The organism is Jannaschia sp. R86511, assembly GCF_042466345.1.
Classification (GTDB): domain Bacteria; phylum Actinomycetota; class Actinomycetes; order Actinomycetales; family JBBAYJ01; genus Aquipuribacter.
Window position 1 is genome coordinate 1,491,723 of the sequence record NZ_JAXHCD010000001.1, and the last position, 18,693, is coordinate 1,510,415.

The following is an 18,693-nucleotide window of genomic DNA, read 5'->3' on the forward strand; positions in this document are numbered from 1 at the left end:
GGGGGTGCGGCTACAGCGCGCCGCCCACCAGGGTGCCCACGCCGAAGGTCAGGCCCATGGCCAGCACGCCGACGCCGACGTTGCGGGCGACGGCGGGCCACGGGGTGGCCCCGCCGAGGCGGGCGCTGACGAACCCGGTCACCGACAGCGCCGCGACCACGGCCAGCACGGTGACGGGCAGGCGCACCCCGGCCGGCGGCAGCACGATGGCCAGCAGCGGCAGCAGCGCGCCGAGGGTGAACGACATCAGCGACGCCCAGGCCGCGTGCCACGGGTTGACCAGGCTGTCGCCGTCGATGCCGAGCTCGATCTCCGCGTGGGCGCGCAGCGCGTCGTGGGCGGTCAGCTCCTCGGCGACCTGCTGGGCCGTGGCGTCGGACAGGCCGCGGTCGCGGTAGAAGCCGGCCAGTTCGGCCAGCTCCTCGTCGGGGGTCTCGACCAGCTCGCGGGCCTCCTTGGCCAGCAGCGCGCGCTCGCTGTCGCGCTGGGTGCTGACCGACACGTACTCCCCGCCCGCCATGGACAGCGCGCCGGCGACCAGGCCCGCGACGCCGGCCACCAGGAGCGAGGTGGTGTCGGTCGTGGCGCCGGCCACGCCGACCACCAGGCCGGCGGTCGACACGATGCCGTCGTTGGCGCCCAGCACCCCGGCCCGCAGCCAGTTCATCTTGGCGCTGACCTCGGCCAGCGTCGTCTCCTCGGGGTGCACCTCGGCGCTCATCCCTCCCGCCCGAACCCGGTGCACACGCACACCTCGTTGCCGTCGGCGTCGGCGTAGACCCGGAACGCGGGGGCGCGGTCGTCAGCCAGCAGCCGGCCACCGGCGGCCTGGATGGCCGCGCCGCGCTCGTCGGCCTCGGCGAGCGTGCCCACGGTCACGTCGAGGTGCAGCCGGTTGCGCCGTCCCGCCGGGGCGCCCGGGGTGTCGGTGAGCTGGAACCACAGCGCCGGACCGCGGCCGTGCGGGTCCAGCAGCGTCTCGTCGTCCTCGGGGTCCGGCTGGTAGCCCAGCGCCGCCTGCCAGAACGGGCTGATCCGGTGGTGGTCAGCGGTGTCGATGCCCAGCTCCACGGCCTGCGCGGCCGCGGGCAGCCCGGTGGCCCCCACGGCGGCGGCCGCGGCGGTGAGCCGGTGGGCCAGCTCGACGTCCAGCTGGGTGACGCCGCCGACGGAGTGCGTGGACAGCGCGAACCGGACCCGCTTCCAGCGCAGGTCGGTGTCGGGGTGGTGGTCCATCTGCTCGGCCGCGTCGAACGCCTCGCTCACCAGCCGCACGGCCGCCGGCACGTCCGGGCAGTCGTAGCGCGCGTGCAGGGCGCCCGAGACGAGCTCCCAGCCGGGCAGGTCGGCGAGCTGGTCGACGGCCTCGCTGTGGCCGAGCCGACGGGGTCCCGGACGGGGGGTGGCAGGAGGGGTGGACATGCAGGTCACGGTACGCGCCGGGGCCGACACCGGACCGGGACGCAGGTCCCGGCCGGGAACTGCCTGCCAGGCGCCGAGGTTGAGAACCGGGCCGATCAGCGGGATGGTGGTGGAGCCCCCTGCCCGCCATCACGTCGCCCTGGGCGACGGAGGAGCCTGTCATGTCCGCACCGCCCGCCCCGTCCGAGAAGGGGCACGGCCACCCCGTGCCCACCACCGTCGAGGAGGCCTCGCGGGGCAGCGCCATCGCCCCCCGGGTGTTCTGGCCCGCCGCCGCGGTCATCCTCACCTTCGTCCTGGCCGCCGTGCTGCTGCCCGGGGGGACCGGCGAGGTCATCGGGGCCGTGCAGGGGGCCGTCATCGGCGCCTTCGGCTGGTACTACGTGCTGCTGATCGCGGCGTTCGTGGCTTTCGCGGCGTACGTGGCCTTCAGCCGCTACGGCGACCTGCGGCTGGGGCGCGACGACGAGGAGCCGGAGTTCGGGCTGCGGTCCTGGTTCGCCATGCTGTTCAGCGCGGGCATGGGCATCGGCCTGGTCTTCTGGGGGGTCGCCGAGCCGCTCAACCACTTCGCCGCCCCTCGCCCGGGGTTCGAGGGCACCGAGCCCCAGGCCGCGATGCAGGCCCTGACCACCACGTACCTGCACTGGGGCATACACGCGTGGGCCATCTACGTCGTCGTCGGCCTGGCGATCGCCTACGCCGTCCACCGCCGCGGCCGGCCCGTCTCCATCCGCTGGGCCATCGAGCCGCTCGTCGGCGAGCGCGTCGCCCGCGGGCCGCTGGGTGACGCGGTCGACGTCATCGCCGTGGTCGGCACCCTGTTCGGCGTGGCCACGTCGCTGGGCCTGGGTGTGCTGCAGCTGTCGGCCGGCCTCGGCTTCGTCGGCCTGCCGGCCGAGGGGCTGGTCTGGCAGAACGTGCTCATCGCGCTCATCACCGGTCTGGCCGTGCTGTCGGTCGTGACGGGCCTGGCCAAGGGCATCCGCATCCTGTCCAACGTCAACATGGTGCTCGCCGGCCTCGTGCTGCTGTTCGTGCTGCTGGCCGGGCCCACCCTGTTCCTGCTGCGGGAGTTCGTCACCAGCCTCGGCGCCTACGCCACCGACGTGCTGCGGCTCACCTTCGACACCTCGTCGCTGCAGGGCGAGGACGGCCAGGCCTGGCAGGCCTCGTGGACCACGTTCTACTGGGGCTGGTGGATGTCCTGGGCGCCGTTCGTCGGTGTCTTCATCGCCCGCATCTCGCGGGGCCGGACCGTGCGCGAGTTCGTCGTCGGGGTCCTGGCGGTCCCCACGCTCATCACGTTCCTGTGGTTCTCCGTGCTGGGCGGCACGGCGCTGCACCGCGAGCTCTTCGGCGCCGGTGGCCTGATCGACGCCGACGGCGGCGTGGACACGAACACCTCCCTGTTCCTCATGCTCGACGGGCTCCCGCTCGGCTCGATCGTGTCGGTGGTCGCGCTGCTGCTGATCGTCACGTTCTTCGTCACGTCCTCCGACTCCGGCTCGCTCGTCATCGACATGCTCGCCTCGGGCGGCAACACCAACCCGCCGGTGTGGAGCCGGGTGTTCTGGGCCGTCCTGGAGGGCCTGGTGGCCGCGGCCCTGCTGACGGTGGGCACGTTGTCCGGCGCCCAGGAGGGCGCGCTGACCGCGCTGCAGACCATGGCGGTGATCATCGCCCTGCCGTTCTCGTTCGTGATGATCATGATGATGGTCGCGACGTTGCGGGCGTTCAAGGGCGAGTGGGCCGAGGTCGACCGGGAGCGTCGCAGCCGGCGGCAGCGGCGGCTGACCAACCAGATCGCCTCCGACCTGCAGCTGACGACCTTCCACACCGACGAGCAGCGGCCGGTCGACCAGGCCGAGCCGGTGCTGCCCGACGGCGGCGTCCCGGACGACCAGCGGCCCGCCGGCACGTGACCTCCCCGGAGCCGCGCCGGCTGGTCGTCGGCGCGGCCCTGGTGGACGACCTCGACGCCCCGGCCTGGCTGCTGGCCGCCCGGCGCAGCGCCCCGGCCCAGCTGGCCGGGTTCTGGGAGTTCCCGGGCGGCAAGGTCGAGCCGGGGGAGACCCCCGAGCAGGCCCTGCACCGCGAGCTGGACGAGGAGCTCGGGCTGCGGGTCGAGCTGGGCCGGGAGGTCGAGCCGGACGGCGTCGCCGTCGAGGACCCGGACCACGGCCCGGTGTGGCCGCTGGGGGCCACGCTGGGGCTGCGGCTGTGGCTGGCCCGGCCGGCCGGGCTGCTCCCGCCGGACCTGCCCGAGCCGCGCCAGGACCACGACCGGGTGCGCTGGCTGGAGGCCTCGACGCTGCTCGACGTGGCCTGGCTGCCGGCCGACGCCGCCGCCGTCGGGGCCCTCGCGGACCTGATGGGCCTTTCTCTGCGGCACACTGGTACCCCGTGACCACTGCTTCCCCCGCTCCAGGGACCCCCACGGCCGGCTCCGACCTGCGCAACGACATCCGGAACGTCGCGATCGTCGCCCACGTCGACCACGGCAAGACCACCCTCGTCGACGCCATGCTGTGGCAGTCGGGGTCCTTCACCGCCCACCAGGCCGAGAACGACAGCGTGCGCGAGCGCGTCATGGACTCCGGCGACCTGGAGCGCGAGAAGGGGATCACGATCCTCGCCAAGAACACGGCCGTCCGGTACACCGGGCCGGCTGCGGCGCTCCACGGCGCCCCCGACGGCGTGACGATCAACATCATCGACACCCCGGGCCACGCCGACTTCGGCGGCGAGGTCGAGCGCGGCCTGTCGATGGTCGACGGCGTCGTGCTGCTGGTCGACGCGTCCGAGGGTCCGCTGCCCCAGACCCGTTTCGTGCTGCGCAAGGCCCTGCAGGCGCACCTGCCGATCGTCGTGGTCGTCAACAAGGTCGACCGGCCCGACTCGCGCATCGAGGAGGTCATGAACGAGACCTTCGACCTGATCCTCGACGTGGCCGACGGCACCGGAGTGGACGAGGAGTCCCTGCTGGAGATCCCCGTCGTCTACGCGGTCGCCCGCGACGGCAAGGCGTCCACGACGCGGCCCGAGGACCGGACCCCGATCGACGGCGACACCCTCGAGCCGCTGTTCGACACCCTGCTGCGGCACATCCCCGCCCCGCTGGACACCCGCGACCAGCCGCTGCAGGCGCACGTCACCAACCTGGACGCCTCCCCGTTCCTGGGCCGGATCGCCATGTGCCGGGTCCGCTCGGGCACCATCAACAAGAACGACACCGTCACCTGGTGCCGCACCGACGGCTCGTTCCAGAAGGTCAAGGTGTCCGAGCTGCTGATGACCGAGGCGCTGGAGCGCGTGCCGGTCGCCAGCGCCGGCGCCGGCGACCTGATCGCCATCGCCGGGATCGCCGACATCATGATCGGCGAGACCCTGGCCGACCCCGAGAACCCCGAGCCGCTGCCGCTGATCACGGTCGACGAGCCGGCCATCTCGATGACCATCGGCACCAACACCTCGCCGCTGACCGGTCGGGTCCGCGGGTCCAAGGTCACCGCCCGCCTGGTCAAGGACCGCCTCGACAAGGAGCTCGTCGGCAACGTCTCGCTCCGCATCCTGCCCACCGAGCGTCCCGACGCGTGGGAGGTCCAGGGCCGTGGTGAGCTCGCGCTGGCCGTGCTGGTCGAGCAGATGCGCCGCGAGGGCTACGAGCTGACGGTCGGCAAGCCGCAGGTCGTCGTCCGCGAGGTCGACGGCAAGGTGCACGAGCCGTTCGAGCAGATGACCATCGACGTGCCCGAGGAGTACCTGGGCGCCGTGACGCAGCTGTTGGCCGCCCGCAAGGGTCGGATGGAGCAGATGAGCAACCACGGCACCGGCTGGGTGCGGATGGAGTTCAAGGTCCCCGCCCGCGGCCTGATCGGCTTCCGGACCCAGTTCCTCACCGACACCCGCGGCACGGGCATCGCCCACCACGTCTTCGACTCCTACGGCCCGTGGGCCGGGGAGATCGTGACCCGGCAGAACGGCTCGCTCGTCGCCGACCGCACGGGCGTGGCCACCAGCTTCGCGATGGTCAACCTGCAGGAGCGGGGCTCGATGTTCGTCGCGCCCGCCACCGAGGTGTACGAGGGCATGATCATCGGTGAGAACGCCCGCACCGACGACATGGACGTCAACATCACCAAGGAGAAGAAGCTCACCAACATGCGGGCGGCCAGCTCCGAGGAGTTCGAGCGCCTGGTGCCGCCGCGGCTGATGAGCCTGGAGCAGGCGCTGGAGTTCGTGCGTGACGACGAGTGCGTCGAGATCACCCCCGAGGCGATCCGGCTGCGCAAGGTCATCCTCGACGCCACCGAGCGCGGCCGGGCCAAGGGCAAGAACAAGAAGGTCTGACGTCACGGCCGGGGCGGCACACTGGTTCCTGTGACGCTCCGGCTGCTGCTCGTCCACGCCCACCCGGACGACGAGACCCTCAACCACGGCGCCACCGTCGCGGCGGCGCTCGCGGCCGGGCACGAGGTCGACCTCGTCACCTGCACCCGGGGTGAGGAGGGCGAGGTCATCGGGGCCGAGCACGCCCACCGGGTCAGCAGCCGGGACGACAGCCTGGCGCCGGTGCGCGAGGCCGAGCTGGCCGCGGCCCTGGCTGTGCTGGCGTCGGCCTCGCCCGACGGGGCCCCGGTCGCCCACCACTGGCTCGACGCCCTGCCGCCCGGCCCGGGGCAGCCGCCGCGGCCGTGGGCCCGCTACCGCGACTCCGGCATGGTGGTGCGCCCGGGCGGACGGGCCGCGGTGCCGCCGGACGTGCGCCCCGACGCGTTCGCCGTGGCCGACCTCGACGAGGCCGCCGCCCGCCTGGCCGGGCTGCTCACGGCCCGCCGGCCCCACGTGGTGCTGACCTACGGCCCCCACGGCGGCTACGGCCACCCCGACCACGTCATGGCGCACCGGGTGACGCTGCGGGCCCTCGCGCTGGCCGAGGAGACCTGGTGCGTGCCCTGGGTGCACGGGGCCGCCGGTGACGCCGACGTGCTGCGGGCCTGGCTGCGCGAGCGGGACGACCCGGCCGCCTGGCCCCCGGACGGCCCGCTGCCCCAGATGTTCGTGCCGGCGGCGCAGCTGGACGCCACGGTCCGGGCCGAGCCCTGGCTCGCCGTCAAGGCCGCGGCGCTGGCGGCGCTGCCGACCCAGGTCACGGTGCGGTCGGTCGAGCCGGGCCAGGCGGCGTTCACGCTGTCCAACGACGTGCCGCAGCCGCTGACCGGGGCCGAGGGCGCGCAGCTGCTGCGGCCCGTGCCCGCGGCCGCCGAGGCGCCGCCGGTCCCGGCCGACGACCCCCTGGCGGCCCTGCTGCTGCCCCCGGGCCACCGACCACGGGGCGCCACCGACCCCGGTCACGTCGGGTGACGAGTGCTCACCCCGGGTGGGGCGGGGTTGCCCCAGCCGGGTGAACCCCGCCGCGTCGTCGCAGGTGGGACGCCCCGGGGGGTGTGACGGCAGAGGTCGGCGGGGAAACCTGTCCACCAGCGGCCGGGGTCACCGGGCGCCGGAGGAGGAGCCCACGTGAACGCACCAGCCCCCACGGTCCGCAGGCGTTCCAGCGCCGACGTCGGCATCGCCCGGGAGCGGCTGCGGCAGCGCCGGCTGGGTCGGGTCGCCCTGCTGCTGCTGCCCCTGCTGGCCTGGATGTGGTTCCGCATCATCGTCGGGGCGCCGTTCTTCCCCCAGCTGCCCGCGGTGGACCCGTTCATCCTCATCGTGGCGGCGTTCTTCCTCGTGCTGATCGTCGTCATGGTGGGCATGCAGGTGGTGGCCCGCCGCAGCCCGCACGTGACCTACCGGCCCGACGAGATCGACGTCGCGCTCGACGACGTCAAGGGCCTCGGGCCCGTCCGCGACGAGGTCGACCGGACCCTGGACCTGTTCCTGGCCGGCCGGTCCTTCCGTGAGGAGCTCGGCGGGACGCCGCGCCGCGGCGTGCTGTTCGAGGGTCCGCCCGGCACCGGCAAGACGTACACGGCCAAGGCCATGGCCCGCGAGGCCGGCGTGCCGTTCCTGTTCGTCTCGGCCACCAGCTTCCAGTCGATGTACTACGGCGCGACGGCCGGCAAGATCCGGTCCTACTTCGCCGCGCTCCGCAAGGCGGCCCGCACCGAGGGCGGCGCGATCGGGTTCATCGAGGAGATCGACGCCATCGCCACCGTGCGCGGCGGCATGTCCGCGTCCGCCGCCCCCGCCGGGCTGGCCGGCCACCACGGGATGCAGGGGATGCACGGGCAGGGCGGTCACACCGGGCCGCTGGGCTGCGGCGGGCTGGAGGGCCTGCCCGCGGTGTACGCGCTGGCCGCGGGCGGGGCCGAGGCCGGCCCGGTCCGGCTGGGCTCGATGACGAGCGAGGGCGTCGGCGGCGTCGTCAACGAGCTGCTGGTGCAGATGCAGTCCTTCGACACGCCGTCACCGGGCCAGCGGCTGCTGGTGCGCCTCATCGACGCGGTCAACCTGCTGCTGCCCGAGCAGCGGCGGCTGCGCCGGCCCCGCAGCGAGCAGGCCGACATCCTGCTGATCGCGGCCACCAACCGGGCCGACAACCTCGACCCCGCCCTGCTGCGGCCGGGCCGGTTCGACCGCCGGCTCACGTTCGACCCGCCGGACAAGGCCGGTCGCCGCGAGATCGTCGACTTCTACCTGGGCCGCAAGAAGCACGACGCCGAGCTCGACGACCCGGAGCGCCGCGACGCCCTGGCCGGGGTCACCCAGGGCTACACCCCGGTCATGATCGAGAACCTGCTCGACGAGGCCCTGATCAACGCCATGAAGCAGGGCGACGGCGCCATGGGCTGGGCGGACGTGGAGCAGGCCCGGATGCTCGTCGAGGTGGGCCTGGGCCAGCCGGTCGGGTACACCGAGCACGAGCAGCGCCTCATCGCCACGCACGAGGCCGGCCACGCCACGGTCGCCTGGCTGGTCGCGCCGCAGCGGCGCCTGGAGATCCTGACCATCGTCAAGCGGGCCTCGGCCCTGGGCCTGCTGGCCCACGGCGACCGGGAGGACGTGTACACCCGCTCCCGCAGCGAGCTGGAGGCCCTGGTGCAGATCGCCATGGGCGGGCAGGTGGCCGAGGAGCTGTTCGTCGGCGACGTGTCGACCGGTCCGGCCGGGGACCTGCTCTACGCCACGAACGTGGCCGCGCAGATGGTGGGCGCTTCCGGCATGGGCGACAGCCTGGTGTCGATGGCGGCCGCCGGCGGCGGGCCGTTCGGCGGCAGCCTCACCTCCCGCGTGCTGGGCGACCGGCAGGGCCGGGAGCAGGTGGAGGACCTGCTGCACCGGCACAAGGCGGTCGTGCGGGGGCTGCTGGCCCAGAACCGGCACCTGGTGGAGGCCCTGCGCGACGCCCTGCTGGAGCGCCACGAGCTGATCGGGCACGAGATCACGGACGTGCTGCAGGCCGCGGCGGACACCGCTCCCGTGCCCGCCCCGGTGGGGGCGGGGGCACCGGTCGGCCCGCCCGTCGGCCCGGTGGTCGTGGACCTGCGCGAGGCGGTGACCGAGGTGCGCGGCTGAGCGGTGCGTAGGCTGCGGGGGTGCCGACCGGTCCTCGCTCCCTGACCGGCCCGGGCCCCGAGACCCCGCCCGGCCCCTCGACGGGCCCCTCGCCCCGGCCCGGCCCCTCGTCCCGTTCGGGCCCGTCGTCCCGCGTGGGCGTGCTGGGGCCCGTGCTGGCCTGCGGCCTGCTGGGCGTGCTGACCGGCCTGCTCGGCACGGCCGTGCACCTGGCCCGGGTGCCGGTGGCCGGGGTGCTCGTGCCGTACGGCGTCCTGCTGGCGGTGGCGCTGGTGGTCTGCACCGACGTGGCGGTGGCCGCCGCGGCGACGGCGCGGCGCCGGCCGGGGCCGGGGGTGTCGCTGCTGGCCGTGGCCGCGGGCCGCGGCCTGGTCCTGGGGGTGCTGCTGCTGCCGTCCAGCGAGGGTGACCTGGTGCTGACCGGGCTGCCCGCGTCCACGGCCTGGATCCTGCTGGCCGTCGTGCTGCCCAGCTTCGCCGCGCCGATGGCGCTGGCCCTGTCGGCGCGGCAGCGGGTGCGCCCGTGAGCGCCGCGACGCCCCCGGACGGGACCGGCACAGCGCCGGACGGGACCGGTGGGCCGGTCGGTCGCGACGCCTACCGCGCCGCCATGGGGCGCTTCGCGACCGGGGTCACGATCGTCACCGCCCGTGGCCGCCACCCGCACGCCATGACCGCCAACTCGCTGGCCTCGGTCAGCCTGGACCCGCCCACGCTGCTGGTGTGCGTCGAGCAGGACGCCCGGGTCCACGACGCCGTGGTCGACGACGGCCGCTTCGGGGTCTCGGTGCTGGGCGCCGACCAGGCCCGCATCAGCGACTGGCTGGCCTCGCGGGGCCGACCGCTGGTGGGTCAGCTCGACCAGGTGCCGACCGTAACCGGCGCCGTGCTCGGGCTGCCGCTGGTGGCCGGGGCGCTGGCCCAGCTGGAGTGCGAGGTCAGCGCGGTCCACCCCGCGGGGGACCACAGCATCGTCGTGGGCACGGTGCGGGGCCTCACGCTGCCCGAGCACCAGGACGATCCCCTGGTCTGGTTCGCCAGCGCCTACCGGCGGCTGGCGGGCGGGGCAGGCTGACCCCCCGGTGAGTGGTCAGGTACCCACCGTGACCAGATCGTTGTGCCCCGGAGCCGGTCCGGGACCGGTCAGAGCCCGTCACAGGCGCGCCGTCGACCTATCCTGAGCCGAGCGCGGGGCCTCCCGACCCGGCGCAGCGAGCAGCGGAGCGTCGATGAGCACCCGGACCACCACCTCTCCCGCCCCCACCGGCACCGCCGGGGGCCGCAGCTGGGTCGGCCCCTTCCTGGCCGTCCTCGCCGTCGTCCTGGCCGTCGGCGGGGTCTACGTCGGGGCGGCCTACGCACTGGCCGACCGGGTGCCGTTCAACACCACGGCCGCCGGGATCCCGGTGGGCGGCCGGTCGGCGCAGGAGGCCGTCGCGCTGCTGGAGGCCGAGGTCGGCGACCGCGCCGAGGAGCCGGTCCAGGTGTCGGTCGGCGCCGACGTCGACGAGATCGACCCGACGCAGGCGGGGCTCGCGCTCGACCTGGAGGGCACCGTCGCCTCCGTCACGGGCTTCTCGCTCGACCCCACCCGGATGTGGCGCCACGTCGTCGGGGCCGGCCGGCTGGAGCTGGGCACGGACGTCGACGAGGACGCGCTGACCGCCGAGGTGACCGCCGCGGCCGAACGGCTGGACGTCCCCGCCGCGGACGGCGACGTGACCTTCCCCGAGGGTGTGCCCACCAGCGTGGACCCGGTCGAGGGCCGGGCCGTGGACGTGCCCGGTGCCGTCGCGGCCGTCCGCGAGATGTGGCTGGCCACCGACGGCCCCGTGCCGCTGCCCGCCGACACCGTGCCGGTGGAGGTCGGCCAGGACGACGTCGACGCCGCGCTCGCGCTGGCGCAGGCGGCCACGGCCGAGGACCTGGTGATCGTGGTCGGCGACCGCGAGGTCGGCCTGACGCCGCAGCAGTTCGGGCCCACGCTGGCCATGGACCCGGACGACGACGGCACCCTGGCGCTGGGCGTCGACGCCGAGGCGCTGCGCACCGCGGCCCTGGCCGAGGACCCGGAGCTTGAGGCCGAGCCGGTCGACGCCGACATCGTGCTGGCCGACGGCAGCCCGTCGGTGGTCGAGGGCCAGGAGGGTCGGTCGCTGCCGGTCGAGGGTCTGGGCGCGGCCGCCCTGACCGCCCTCGGGCCCGAGGGCGACCGGCGCGCCGTGGTCGAGGACGCCGTGGTGGAGCCCGAGTTCAGCACCGCCGACGCCGAGGCGCTGGGCGTGGTCGAGGTGGTGTCGACCTTCACCACCCAGTACCCGACCGACAACGCCCCCCGCACCAACAACCTGCGGGTCGCCTCGGAGGCGATCAACGGCACCCTGCTCGAGCCGGGGGACGTGTTCGACCTCAACGAGGTGCTGGGCGAGCGCACGACCGCCAAGGGCTACCAGGCCGCCGGCGTCATCAGCAACGGCGTGTTCACCGAGGGGGTCGGCGGCGGGGTGTCGCAGGTGTCGACGACCACCTACAACGCCGCGTTCTTCGCCGGCCTGGAGGTGCTCGACTTCAAGCCGCACAGCTACTACATCTCGCGCTACCCCGTGGGGCGGGAGTCGACCCTCAACTTCGACCCGCCCGTGGACATGCGGTTCCGCAACGACACCGACACCGGGATCCTCGTGCAGGCCGGAGTCGGCGGCGGCGACATCACCGTGACGTTCTGGGGCACCAAGACCTGGGACGTGGACTCGGTGACCTCGTCGCGTCGCGACGTGCGCGAGGGCGGGGTGACCTACGACGACTCCGACGACTGCACCGGCCAGGCGGCCAACACCGGCTTCACGGTCGACACCACCCGGATCTGGCGCGACCTGGACAGCGGCGAGGAGGTCAAGCGCGAGACCAACACCTGGCGCTACTCCGAGGGCGACCGGATCATCTGCGGTCCCGACCCCGACGCCTGAGCGGCAGGGGTCAGCCGCGCCGGGGACCCCGGCGCGGCGGGGGCGGCGGGACGGGCTTGGCGAGCACCACGTCGGCCAGCGCCACCTGCACCACGGCGTCCGGGTCGTCCTCGGCCACGCGGTCGCGGCGCACCCGCAGGCTCCGCTCGCCCACCGACAGCAGCGTGCCGAGGGCGTCGGTGGCCCGCCCGTCCGGCAGCAGGTGGCGGACCACGACACGCCGACCGACCCAGCGGGGGAGGCCGGCCACGACAGAGTGCTCCACGTCCGGCATCCTAGGGACCGCACCACCGGGCCACGCCGGCCCCGACGACCGACCACCCCGCGAACGACCAGCCCGCAGCCCCGAGGAGACCCCACCGTGACCTACGTGATCGCCCAGCCGTGCGTCGACCTCAAGGACAAGGCCTGCATCGAGGAGTGCCCGGTCGACTGCATCTACGAGGGCAAGCGGTCGCTGTACATCCACCCCGACGAGTGCGTGGACTGCGGCGCCTGCGAGCCGGTCTGCCCCGTCGAGGCCATCTACTACGAGGACGACGTCCCCGAGCAGTGGAAGCCGTTCTACGACGCCAACGTCGAGTTCTTCTCCGAGCTGGGCAGCCCGGGCGGCGCGGCCAAGACCGGCGCGCTGGACTACGACCACCCCGTCGTCGCCGCCCTGCCACCCCAGGCCGAGGGCGAGGACGGCTGAGGCCTGCGCCTCCGCCGCCGCCGTGCCCGTCACCGGTCTCCCGGACTTCCCCTGGGACTCGCTGCGCCCCTACGCGCAGCGGGCCCGCGCCCACCCCGACGGCGTCGTCGACCTGAGCGTCGGCACCCCCGTCGACCCCACGCCGGAGCTGCTGCAGCGGGTGCTGGCGCAGGCGGCCGACGCCCCCGGCTACCCGACGGTCGCCGGGACCGCGGACGTCCACGACGCCGTGGCCGCGTGGTTCGAGCGGGTGCGGGGGACCGGGCCGCTGCCGGGCCTGGGCGTCATGCCGGTCGTCGGGTCCAAGGAGCTGGTGGCCTGGCTGCCGACGCTGCTGGGCCTGGGCGCCGGCGACACGGTCGTGCACCCGGAGGTGGCGTACCCGACGTACGACGTGGGGGCCAGGATCGCTGGCGCCACCCCGGTCGCGGCCGACGCCACCACGGCGCTGGGCCCCGACCGGGCCGTGCGGCTGGTGTGGCTCAACAGCCCCGGCAACCCCACGGGCCGGGTGCTGCCCGTGGCCCACCTGGCCAAGGTCGTCGCGTGGGCGCGCGAGCGGGGCGCGGTCGTCGCCTCCGACGAGTGCTACTGCGACCTGGGCTGGGACGCCGGCTGGGACCCCGAGGCCGGGGGCGAGCGGGTGCCGAGCGTGCTGGACCCACGGGTGACCGGCGGCGACCTGACGGGCGTGCTCGCGGTCTGCTCGGCCTCCAAGCGGTCCAACCTGGCCGGCTACCGGGCCGCGTTCGTGGCCGGCGACCCGGCGCTGGTCGACCGGCTGGTGGCGGTGCGCAAGCACGCCGGCATGATCGTGCCGGCCCCGGTGCAGGCCGTGCTGGCGGCCTCGCTGCGCGAGGACTCCCACGTGGCCGAGCAGAAGGCCCGCTACCGGGCGCGCCGCGAGGTGCTGCGCACGGCCCTGACCGACGCCGGGCTGGTGGTCGAGCAGTCCGAGGCGGGGCTGTACCTGTGGACGACCGACCCGGCGCTGCCCGCCGGAGCCGACTGCTGGGACCTGGTCGGCCGGTTAGCCGACCTGGGCGTCCTCGTGGCGCCGGGCAGCTTCTACGGCCCGCGTGGCGCGCGTCACGTCCGGGTGGCCCTGACCGCCACCGACCAGCAGGTCCGGGTCGCGGCCGAGCGCCTCGGGACTGCCCGGACGCGTACCACCCGGTAACCTCGACGCGACCGCGGCTGCCACCGACCGGTGCGCACCGTGGCGCAGACCACCAGTGCGACCGACCCAGCCGCCAGACTCAGGAGCAGCGATGCCCGACGCTCAGAACCCGTTCGCGATCACCGGAGCCGGGGAGCCGCTGCCGCTGCCGGTGGTCGAGGCCACCGAGGGCTCCGACGGCCTCGACATCGGAAAGCTGCTCAAGACGACGGGCAAGGTCACCCTGGACACCGGGTTCGTCAACACCGCCTCGTGCACCTCGTCGGTGACCTACATCGACGGTGACGCCGGGATCCTGCGCTACCGCGGCTACCCGATCGAGCAGCTGGCCGAGAAGAGCTCGTTCCTCGAGGTCTCCTACCTGCTGATCTACGGCGAGCTGCCCAGCGAGGCGGAGCTGTCGTCGTTCACCGAGCGGATCCAGCGCCACACCCTGCTGCACGAGGACCTCAAGCGGTTCTTCGACGGCTTCCCGCGCGACGCGCACCCGATGCCGGTGCTGTCCAGCGCCGTGTCGGCGCTGTCGACCTTCTACCAGGACTCCCTCGACCCGTTCGACGCCGAGCAGGTCGAGATCACGACCGTCCGGCTGCTGGCCAAGCTGCCCACCATCGCGGCCTACGCCTACAAGAAGAGCGTCGGCCAGCCGTTCCTGTACCCGGACAACTCGCAGTCGCTGGTCGAGAACTTCCTGCGGATGACGTTCGGCCTGCCCGCGGAGCCCTACGAGGCCGACCCGCTGACGGTCAAGGCCATGGAGCAGCTGCTGATCCTGCACGCCGACCACGAGCAGAACTGCTCGACGTCGACCGTTCGCCTGGTCGGCTCGGCGCAGGCCAACCTGTTCGCGTCGGTGTCCTCGGGCATCCACGCCCTGTCCGGCCCGCTGCACGGCGGCGCCAACTCCGCCGTGCTGGAGATGCTGACCAGCATCCGTGACTCCGACGAGACCGTCGAGTCGTTCATGGCCAAGGTCAAGAAGAAGGAGCCGGGCGTCCGGCTCATGGGCTTCGGGCACCGGGTCTACAAGAACTACGACCCCCGCGCGGCCATCATCAAGACAACCGCCGATGAGATGTTCGCGCGGACCCAGGGCAACGAGCTGCTCGACATCGCCAAGGAGCTCGAGGGCATCGCCCTGGCCGACGACTACTTCGTCGAGCGCAAGCTCTACCCGAACGTCGACTTCTACACCGGCCTGATCTACCAGTCGCTGGGCTTCCCGACGGAGATGTTCACCGTCCTGTTCGCCATCGGCCGCCTGCCGGGCTGGATCGCGCAGTGGCGCGAGATGATCTCCGACCCGGCCACGAAGATCGGCCGGCCCCGCCAGGTCTACACCGGCGCCACCGAGCGCGACTACGTGGCGCTGGGCCAGCGCTGAGCGCAGCCGGCTCCCGGTAGCCGCCGGCGACCGCTGCCACCCACGACGAAGGGCCCCCACCGCGCGGTGGGGGCCCTTCGTCGTCCGTCCGGGTGGGCTCAGCTGCTGCGGGCCAGCCCGAGGGGTGCGGGCCGCAGCCCCGGGAACACCGTGCCCGCGACGTCGGGCACCCCGCAGCGCACGCTCAGCAGCTCGGCCAGCACGTCGCGGTAGTCGGTGGTGACGGCCAGGTCGCCGGCCACCAGGGCGGCCTCGGACAGCCCGGGCCAGCGGCCGTGGACGCGCCCGCCGCGGATGCCGCCGCCCATCACGAGCACGGCGTTGCCGTAGCCGTGGTCGACCCCGCCGGAGTCGTTCTGGCGCACCCGTCGACCGAACTCCGACAGCGTGACCAGGCAGACCCGGGACAGCTGCGGGCCCAGGTCGGCCGCGAACGCGGCCAGCGCGGCGGACAGGGTCGCGACCTGGTCGTACATCCAGCGGCCGGGCTCGGCCGTGCCCAGCCCGGAGTGCATGTCCCAGTTGCCGAAGTCGACGGTGGCCACGCGCAGCCCGACGTCGGCCTTGACCAGGCGGGCCACGTCGGCCAGCGAGGCGGCCAGCCGGCCGCTGGGGTACGCGCCCACGGCCGGCAGCTGCTGCAGCCGCGCCGCGGCCGCCGTGCCGACGTGGGTCGGGCCGCTCAGCTCGTGACGCTCGCCGTCGTGCAGCATGGTCAGGCTCTCCTGCCACGCGGACAGCGGCACCCCGGCCGGGTCGACCGTCACGCCCACCGCGGCCAGCGACTGCGCGACCAGCTCCGGCGAGGGCCCGCGCAGCGACGTGGGCACGGCGCCCAGGCCGAGCCCCGTGGCCGCGAACGGGGAGTCGGCGCCGGTCACGCCCACCATGCGGTCGATCCAGCCCGTGCGCAGCGACGAGTCGGGGGCGGCCTCCTCCATCACCTCCATCGCCTCGAAGTGCGAGCGGTTGGCGGCGACCATGCCGCAGGCGTGCACGGCGCCCAGCGTGCCGGCGTCCCACAGCGGGAGCAGCGGGGCCATGGCCGGGTGCAGGCCGAACATCTCGTCGACCCGGTGCAGCTGCTGCCCGGGCACCGCGATGGACGGCCGCCACCGCAGCAGGTCGGGGTCGCCGCTGGGCACCACGAGCGACAGCCCGTCCATGCCGCCGCGCAGCGAGACGACGACCAGCACGTCGGCGGGGGCGCCGGGGGCGGCCATGGCCACCCGCGCCCCGCCCAGCGTGGTGGCGGTGACCATCGCCGCGCCCAGGCCCAGGCGCAGCAGGCCCCGCCGGGACAGCCCGGCGGAGGTGTCCTCGGGGCAGCCGCGGCGCTCGGCCGCCTGCCGGGGGGAGGGGACGGGGGTGCGCGTGGGGGTCATGACGTCCTCAGCGGTCGAGCAGCGACGGGTGGGCGAGCAGGAGCGTGGTGACGTACCAGACGGCGCGGTACCGGTTCCAGGAGCCGCTGCTCCAGGGCCCGGCCGGGACGGTGGAGCGGGCCAGCAGCAGCCGGGCCGCGTCCAGCTCGTTGGGCTGCGCGGGGCGCAGCAGCAGCCGGCGCGCGACCTCGTCGGTGATGGCGTCGACGTCGCGGGCGGGGGTGGCGAGCACCGCGTCGGTGAACTGCTTGCCCGTGACCGGGACCCAGCCCTTGACCAGCTCGGAGGCGGTGTTCAGCCCGCTCAGCGCGACCCCGGCCGAGGCCCACTCCGCGGCCACGTCGGGGTAGCCGTCCGGGGCGGACCACGACAGCGGCCGCTGCGACGGCAGCAGCCAGGTCAGCCCGTCGTGGGCCAGGTGGGCGTCGGAGGTGGGCGCGGGGGCCAGCAGCCGCACGGTGGCCAGGTACCGCTCCAGCGGGCGGCGGACCTTGGTGCCCCGCGCCTGGTCGAACGCGGTCGAGGTGAGCAGGGCGCGCAGCACGGCGTCCAGCCGGGTGCCGGAGTCCAGGTACACCTCGGCCAGGTCGTCGACGAGGTCCTCCGGCGGCTGGTCGGCGACCAGGTGCACCGCGAGGCGACGGCACACGTGCCGCGCCGTGTCCGGGTGGCGGGCCAGGTCGGTGAGGAACGCCCGGATGGTGGCGCGGCCGTCGGCGGCGGTGTTGGGGTAGGTGCGGCCCAGCACGGTGAGCGAGCCCACGTGGTGCCGTGACGGGTCGAACCAGGCCGTGTACGGCTCGCCGCCGCTCTCCCAGGGCCAGCGGGTGCGCCAGCCGGTCAGCAGCAGGGCGGTCGCCTTCACGTCGGCCTCGGTGTGGCGACCGACGCCCACGGTGTGCAGCTCGAGCAGCTCGCGGGCGTAGTTCTCGTTGGGCGACTTCTTGGTGGAGGTGCTGGCGTTCAGGTAGTGCAGCATCGCCGGGTGCTCGGCGCTGGCCACGAGCATGTCGGTGAACGAGCCCAGGGCGTGCGCCCGCACCACGTCGTGGTGGTAGCGGTGCAGCGCGTAGCCGCTCGGCCCGTCGGGGCCGATCGGCACGTTGAGGTGGTTGTGCATGAGGTCGGTCATCACCTCGTGCAGCTGGCGGCTGCTCCAGACCGAGCGGGCCACCCGCCAGCGGACCAGCTCGTGGGTCATGACCCAGAACTCGTCGTCGTAGTGCACGCGCGCCTGCGCCGTGGACAGGAACAGGCCGGGGTGCGCGGCGTCGACGCGGTCGCCGACCGGGTCGGGCAGCGACGCGGGGTCCAGCTGCGCGTCGAGCCAGGCGCTCGCCCCGACCGCGGTGGCCTGCGCGAACGAGTCGGGGGTCGGGCCGTAGGTGGTGCGCCGCAGCAGGTGCAGCAGGTCGACCTCGGCGGCCGGGGTAGCAGTCGCTGCGGGGTCGGTGGTGGGCGACGGGTCCGCGGGCCCGGCCGCAGCCGTGTCCCGGTCCTCCGCGCCGTTCCGGGCCGGAGCGGTGCCCGGGGTCGACGTGGCCTCCGGGGTCGGGTCCTCGGCCGGGTTCTGGTCAGCGGCGGTGTCCTGGTCGCTCCCGGCCGTCGCGTCGGCGCCGGCCGGAGAGGTGGTCCCCGTCGTCGGGGGCGCTGCGGCCACGGGCGGCGTGCCCGGGACCGTCGGGCCCGTCGGGGCGGCGGCGGTCGGTCGGGCGGTCGGCGAGGTCGACGGCCCGGCCGCCGACCTCGCCGTCGGTGCCGGGACCGTCGCCCCGGCACCTGCCGCCCCCGCAGCCTGCCGTTGCAGCGGCAGGGCGGGGCTCGCGGACAGCAGCACCCCGGTCAGCGCGGCCACGCCGGCGCCGGCCAGCACCCGCCGGCGCACGGGGTCCGCCGCCGGGGTGCGGTCGGGGTGGGTGTCGTCCTGCGCGTCGTGGTGCGCGGCGTCGTGGTGCGCGGCGTCGTGGTGCGCGGCGTCGTGGTGCGCGGCGTCGTGGTGCGCGGCGTCGTGGTGCGCGGCGTCGTGGTGCGCGGCGTCGTGGTGCGCGGCGTCGTGGTGCGCGGCGTCCTGGTGCGCGGCGTCCTGGTGCGAGTGGTCCCGGTGCTCGGCGTGGTCCTGGGCGTCCACGGGCGTCCTC

The 18,693-nt window shown here is 74.7% G+C and carries 15 protein-coding genes and 1 pseudogene; 11 read left to right on the forward strand and 5 right to left on the reverse strand.

The window, feature by feature from the left end:
• Positions 1 to 10: 10 nt before the first annotated feature.
• Both SJY06_RS07215 and SJY06_RS07220 read right to left on the reverse strand, forming a co-directional pair.
• A complete protein-coding gene (locus SJY06_RS07215; RefSeq protein ID WP_380166085.1) occupies positions 11 to 721 on the reverse strand; it encodes a VIT family protein in 711 nt (236 codons plus the stop codon).
• On the reverse strand, positions 718 to 1,422 hold the full coding sequence (locus SJY06_RS07220; RefSeq protein ID WP_380166087.1) for a 4a-hydroxytetrahydrobiopterin dehydratase: 705 nt from the start codon (positions 1,420 to 1,422) through the stop codon (positions 718 to 720). Before SJY06_RS07220 ends, SJY06_RS07215 begins: the two co-directional genes overlap by 4 nt.
• A 161-nt stretch (positions 1,423 to 1,583) precedes the next feature.
• Between SJY06_RS07220 and SJY06_RS07225 the strand changes: the two genes are divergently transcribed.
• From SJY06_RS07225 to SJY06_RS07260, 8 genes and pseudogenes are all read left to right on the forward strand, one after another.
• Positions 1,584 to 3,347, forward strand: a complete 1,764-nt coding sequence (locus SJY06_RS07225) for a BCCT family transporter (protein ID WP_380166089.1) — start codon at positions 1,584 to 1,586, stop codon at positions 3,345 to 3,347.
• Between the two features lie 68 nt (positions 3,348 to 3,415).
• Positions 3,416 to 3,679 (forward strand): annotated as a pseudogene (locus tag SJY06_RS07230) (NUDIX domain-containing protein); the annotation flags it as partial.
• A gap of 149 nt (positions 3,680 to 3,828) precedes the next feature.
• Entirely contained in the window at positions 3,829 to 5,775 is a 1,947-nt protein-coding gene (gene typA / locus SJY06_RS07235) for a translational GTPase TypA (RefSeq protein WP_380166091.1), read from the forward strand.
• 30 nt (positions 5,776 to 5,805) lie between these two features.
• On the forward strand, positions 5,806 to 6,789 hold the full coding sequence (locus tag SJY06_RS07240; RefSeq protein ID WP_380166093.1) for a PIG-L family deacetylase: 984 nt from the start codon (positions 5,806 to 5,808) through the stop codon (positions 6,787 to 6,789).
• Between the two features lie 156 nt (positions 6,790 to 6,945).
• Positions 6,946 to 8,946: an AAA family ATPase gene (locus SJY06_RS07245; protein WP_380166095.1), complete on the forward strand. Its 2,001-nt coding sequence runs from the start codon at positions 6,946 to 6,948 to the stop codon at positions 8,944 to 8,946.
• A 20-nt stretch (positions 8,947 to 8,966) separates the two neighbouring features.
• The gene (locus SJY06_RS07250) at positions 8,967 to 9,473 is read left to right on the forward strand and encodes a hypothetical protein (protein ID WP_380166097.1); all 507 of its coding nucleotides are present in this window, start codon (positions 8,967 to 8,969) and stop codon (positions 9,471 to 9,473) included.
• Positions 9,470 to 10,021, forward strand: a complete 552-nt coding sequence (locus tag SJY06_RS07255) for a flavin reductase family protein (RefSeq protein WP_380166099.1) — start codon at positions 9,470 to 9,472, stop codon at positions 10,019 to 10,021. The genes SJY06_RS07250 and SJY06_RS07255 overlap by 4 nt, the downstream gene beginning before the upstream one ends.
• A 154-nt stretch (positions 10,022 to 10,175) precedes the next feature.
• Positions 10,176 to 11,912: a VanW family protein gene (locus SJY06_RS07260; protein ID WP_380166101.1), complete on the forward strand. Its 1,737-nt coding sequence runs from the start codon at positions 10,176 to 10,178 to the stop codon at positions 11,910 to 11,912.
• Between the two features lie 10 nt (positions 11,913 to 11,922).
• Here SJY06_RS07260 and SJY06_RS07265 read toward each other — a convergent pair whose 3' ends face one another.
• On the reverse strand, positions 11,923 to 12,177 hold the full coding sequence (locus SJY06_RS07265; RefSeq protein ID WP_380166103.1) for a hypothetical protein: 255 nt from the start codon (positions 12,175 to 12,177) through the stop codon (positions 11,923 to 11,925).
• Positions 12,178 to 12,273: 96 nt separating this feature from the next.
• On the opposite strand from SJY06_RS07265, the gene fdxA reads away from it, so the two are divergent.
• From fdxA to SJY06_RS07280, 3 genes are all read left to right on the forward strand, one after another.
• Positions 12,274 to 12,606, forward strand: coding sequence for a ferredoxin (fdxA, locus tag SJY06_RS07270; protein ID WP_380166105.1), 333 nt, complete (start codon positions 12,274 to 12,276; stop codon positions 12,604 to 12,606).
• Positions 12,607 to 12,628: 22 nt separating this feature from the next.
• The gene (gene dapC, locus SJY06_RS07275) at positions 12,629 to 13,786 is read left to right on the forward strand and encodes a succinyldiaminopimelate transaminase (protein WP_380166107.1); all 1,158 of its coding nucleotides are present in this window, start codon (positions 12,629 to 12,631) and stop codon (positions 13,784 to 13,786) included.
• A 91-nt stretch (positions 13,787 to 13,877) separates the two neighbouring features.
• Positions 13,878 to 15,170: a citrate synthase gene (locus tag SJY06_RS07280; protein ID WP_380166109.1), complete on the forward strand. Its 1,293-nt coding sequence runs from the start codon at positions 13,878 to 13,880 to the stop codon at positions 15,168 to 15,170.
• A 98-nt stretch (positions 15,171 to 15,268) separates the two neighbouring features.
• On the opposite strand, the gene SJY06_RS07285 is transcribed toward SJY06_RS07280, so the two are convergent.
• Positions 15,269 to 16,555 (reverse strand): DUF1501 domain-containing protein, encoded by a 1,287-nt coding sequence (locus SJY06_RS07285; RefSeq protein ID WP_380166111.1) that lies wholly within the window; start codon positions 16,553 to 16,555, stop codon positions 15,269 to 15,271.
• A 7-nt stretch (positions 16,556 to 16,562) separates the two neighbouring features.
• Positions 16,563 to 18,683, reverse strand: coding sequence for a DUF1800 family protein (locus tag SJY06_RS07290; protein WP_380166113.1), 2,121 nt, complete (start codon positions 18,681 to 18,683; stop codon positions 16,563 to 16,565).
• Positions 18,684 to 18,693 lie beyond the last annotated feature (10 nt).

What these genes read in the sequence shown, in the direction of transcription:
- SJY06_RS07285 (WP_380166111.1), bottom strand. Translation starts at nt 16,555, where the DNA reads ATGACCCCCACGCGCACCCCCGTCCCCTCCCCCCGGCAGGCGGCCGAG.
- SJY06_RS07260 (WP_380166101.1), top strand. Translation starts at nt 10,176, where the DNA reads ATGAGCACCCGGACCACCACCTCTCCCGCCCCCACCGGCACCGCCGGG.
- SJY06_RS07220 (WP_380166087.1), bottom strand. Translation starts at nt 1,422, where the DNA reads ATGTCCACCCCTCCTGCCACCCCCCGTCCGGGACCCCGTCGGCTCGGC.
- SJY06_RS07215 (WP_380166085.1), bottom strand. Translation starts at nt 721, where the DNA reads ATGAGCGCCGAGGTGCACCCCGAGGAGACGACGCTGGCCGAGGTCAGC.
- SJY06_RS07280 (WP_380166109.1), top strand. Translation starts at nt 13,878, where the DNA reads ATGCCCGACGCTCAGAACCCGTTCGCGATCACCGGAGCCGGGGAGCCG.
- SJY06_RS07225 (WP_380166089.1), top strand. Translation starts at nt 1,584, where the DNA reads ATGTCCGCACCGCCCGCCCCGTCCGAGAAGGGGCACGGCCACCCCGTG.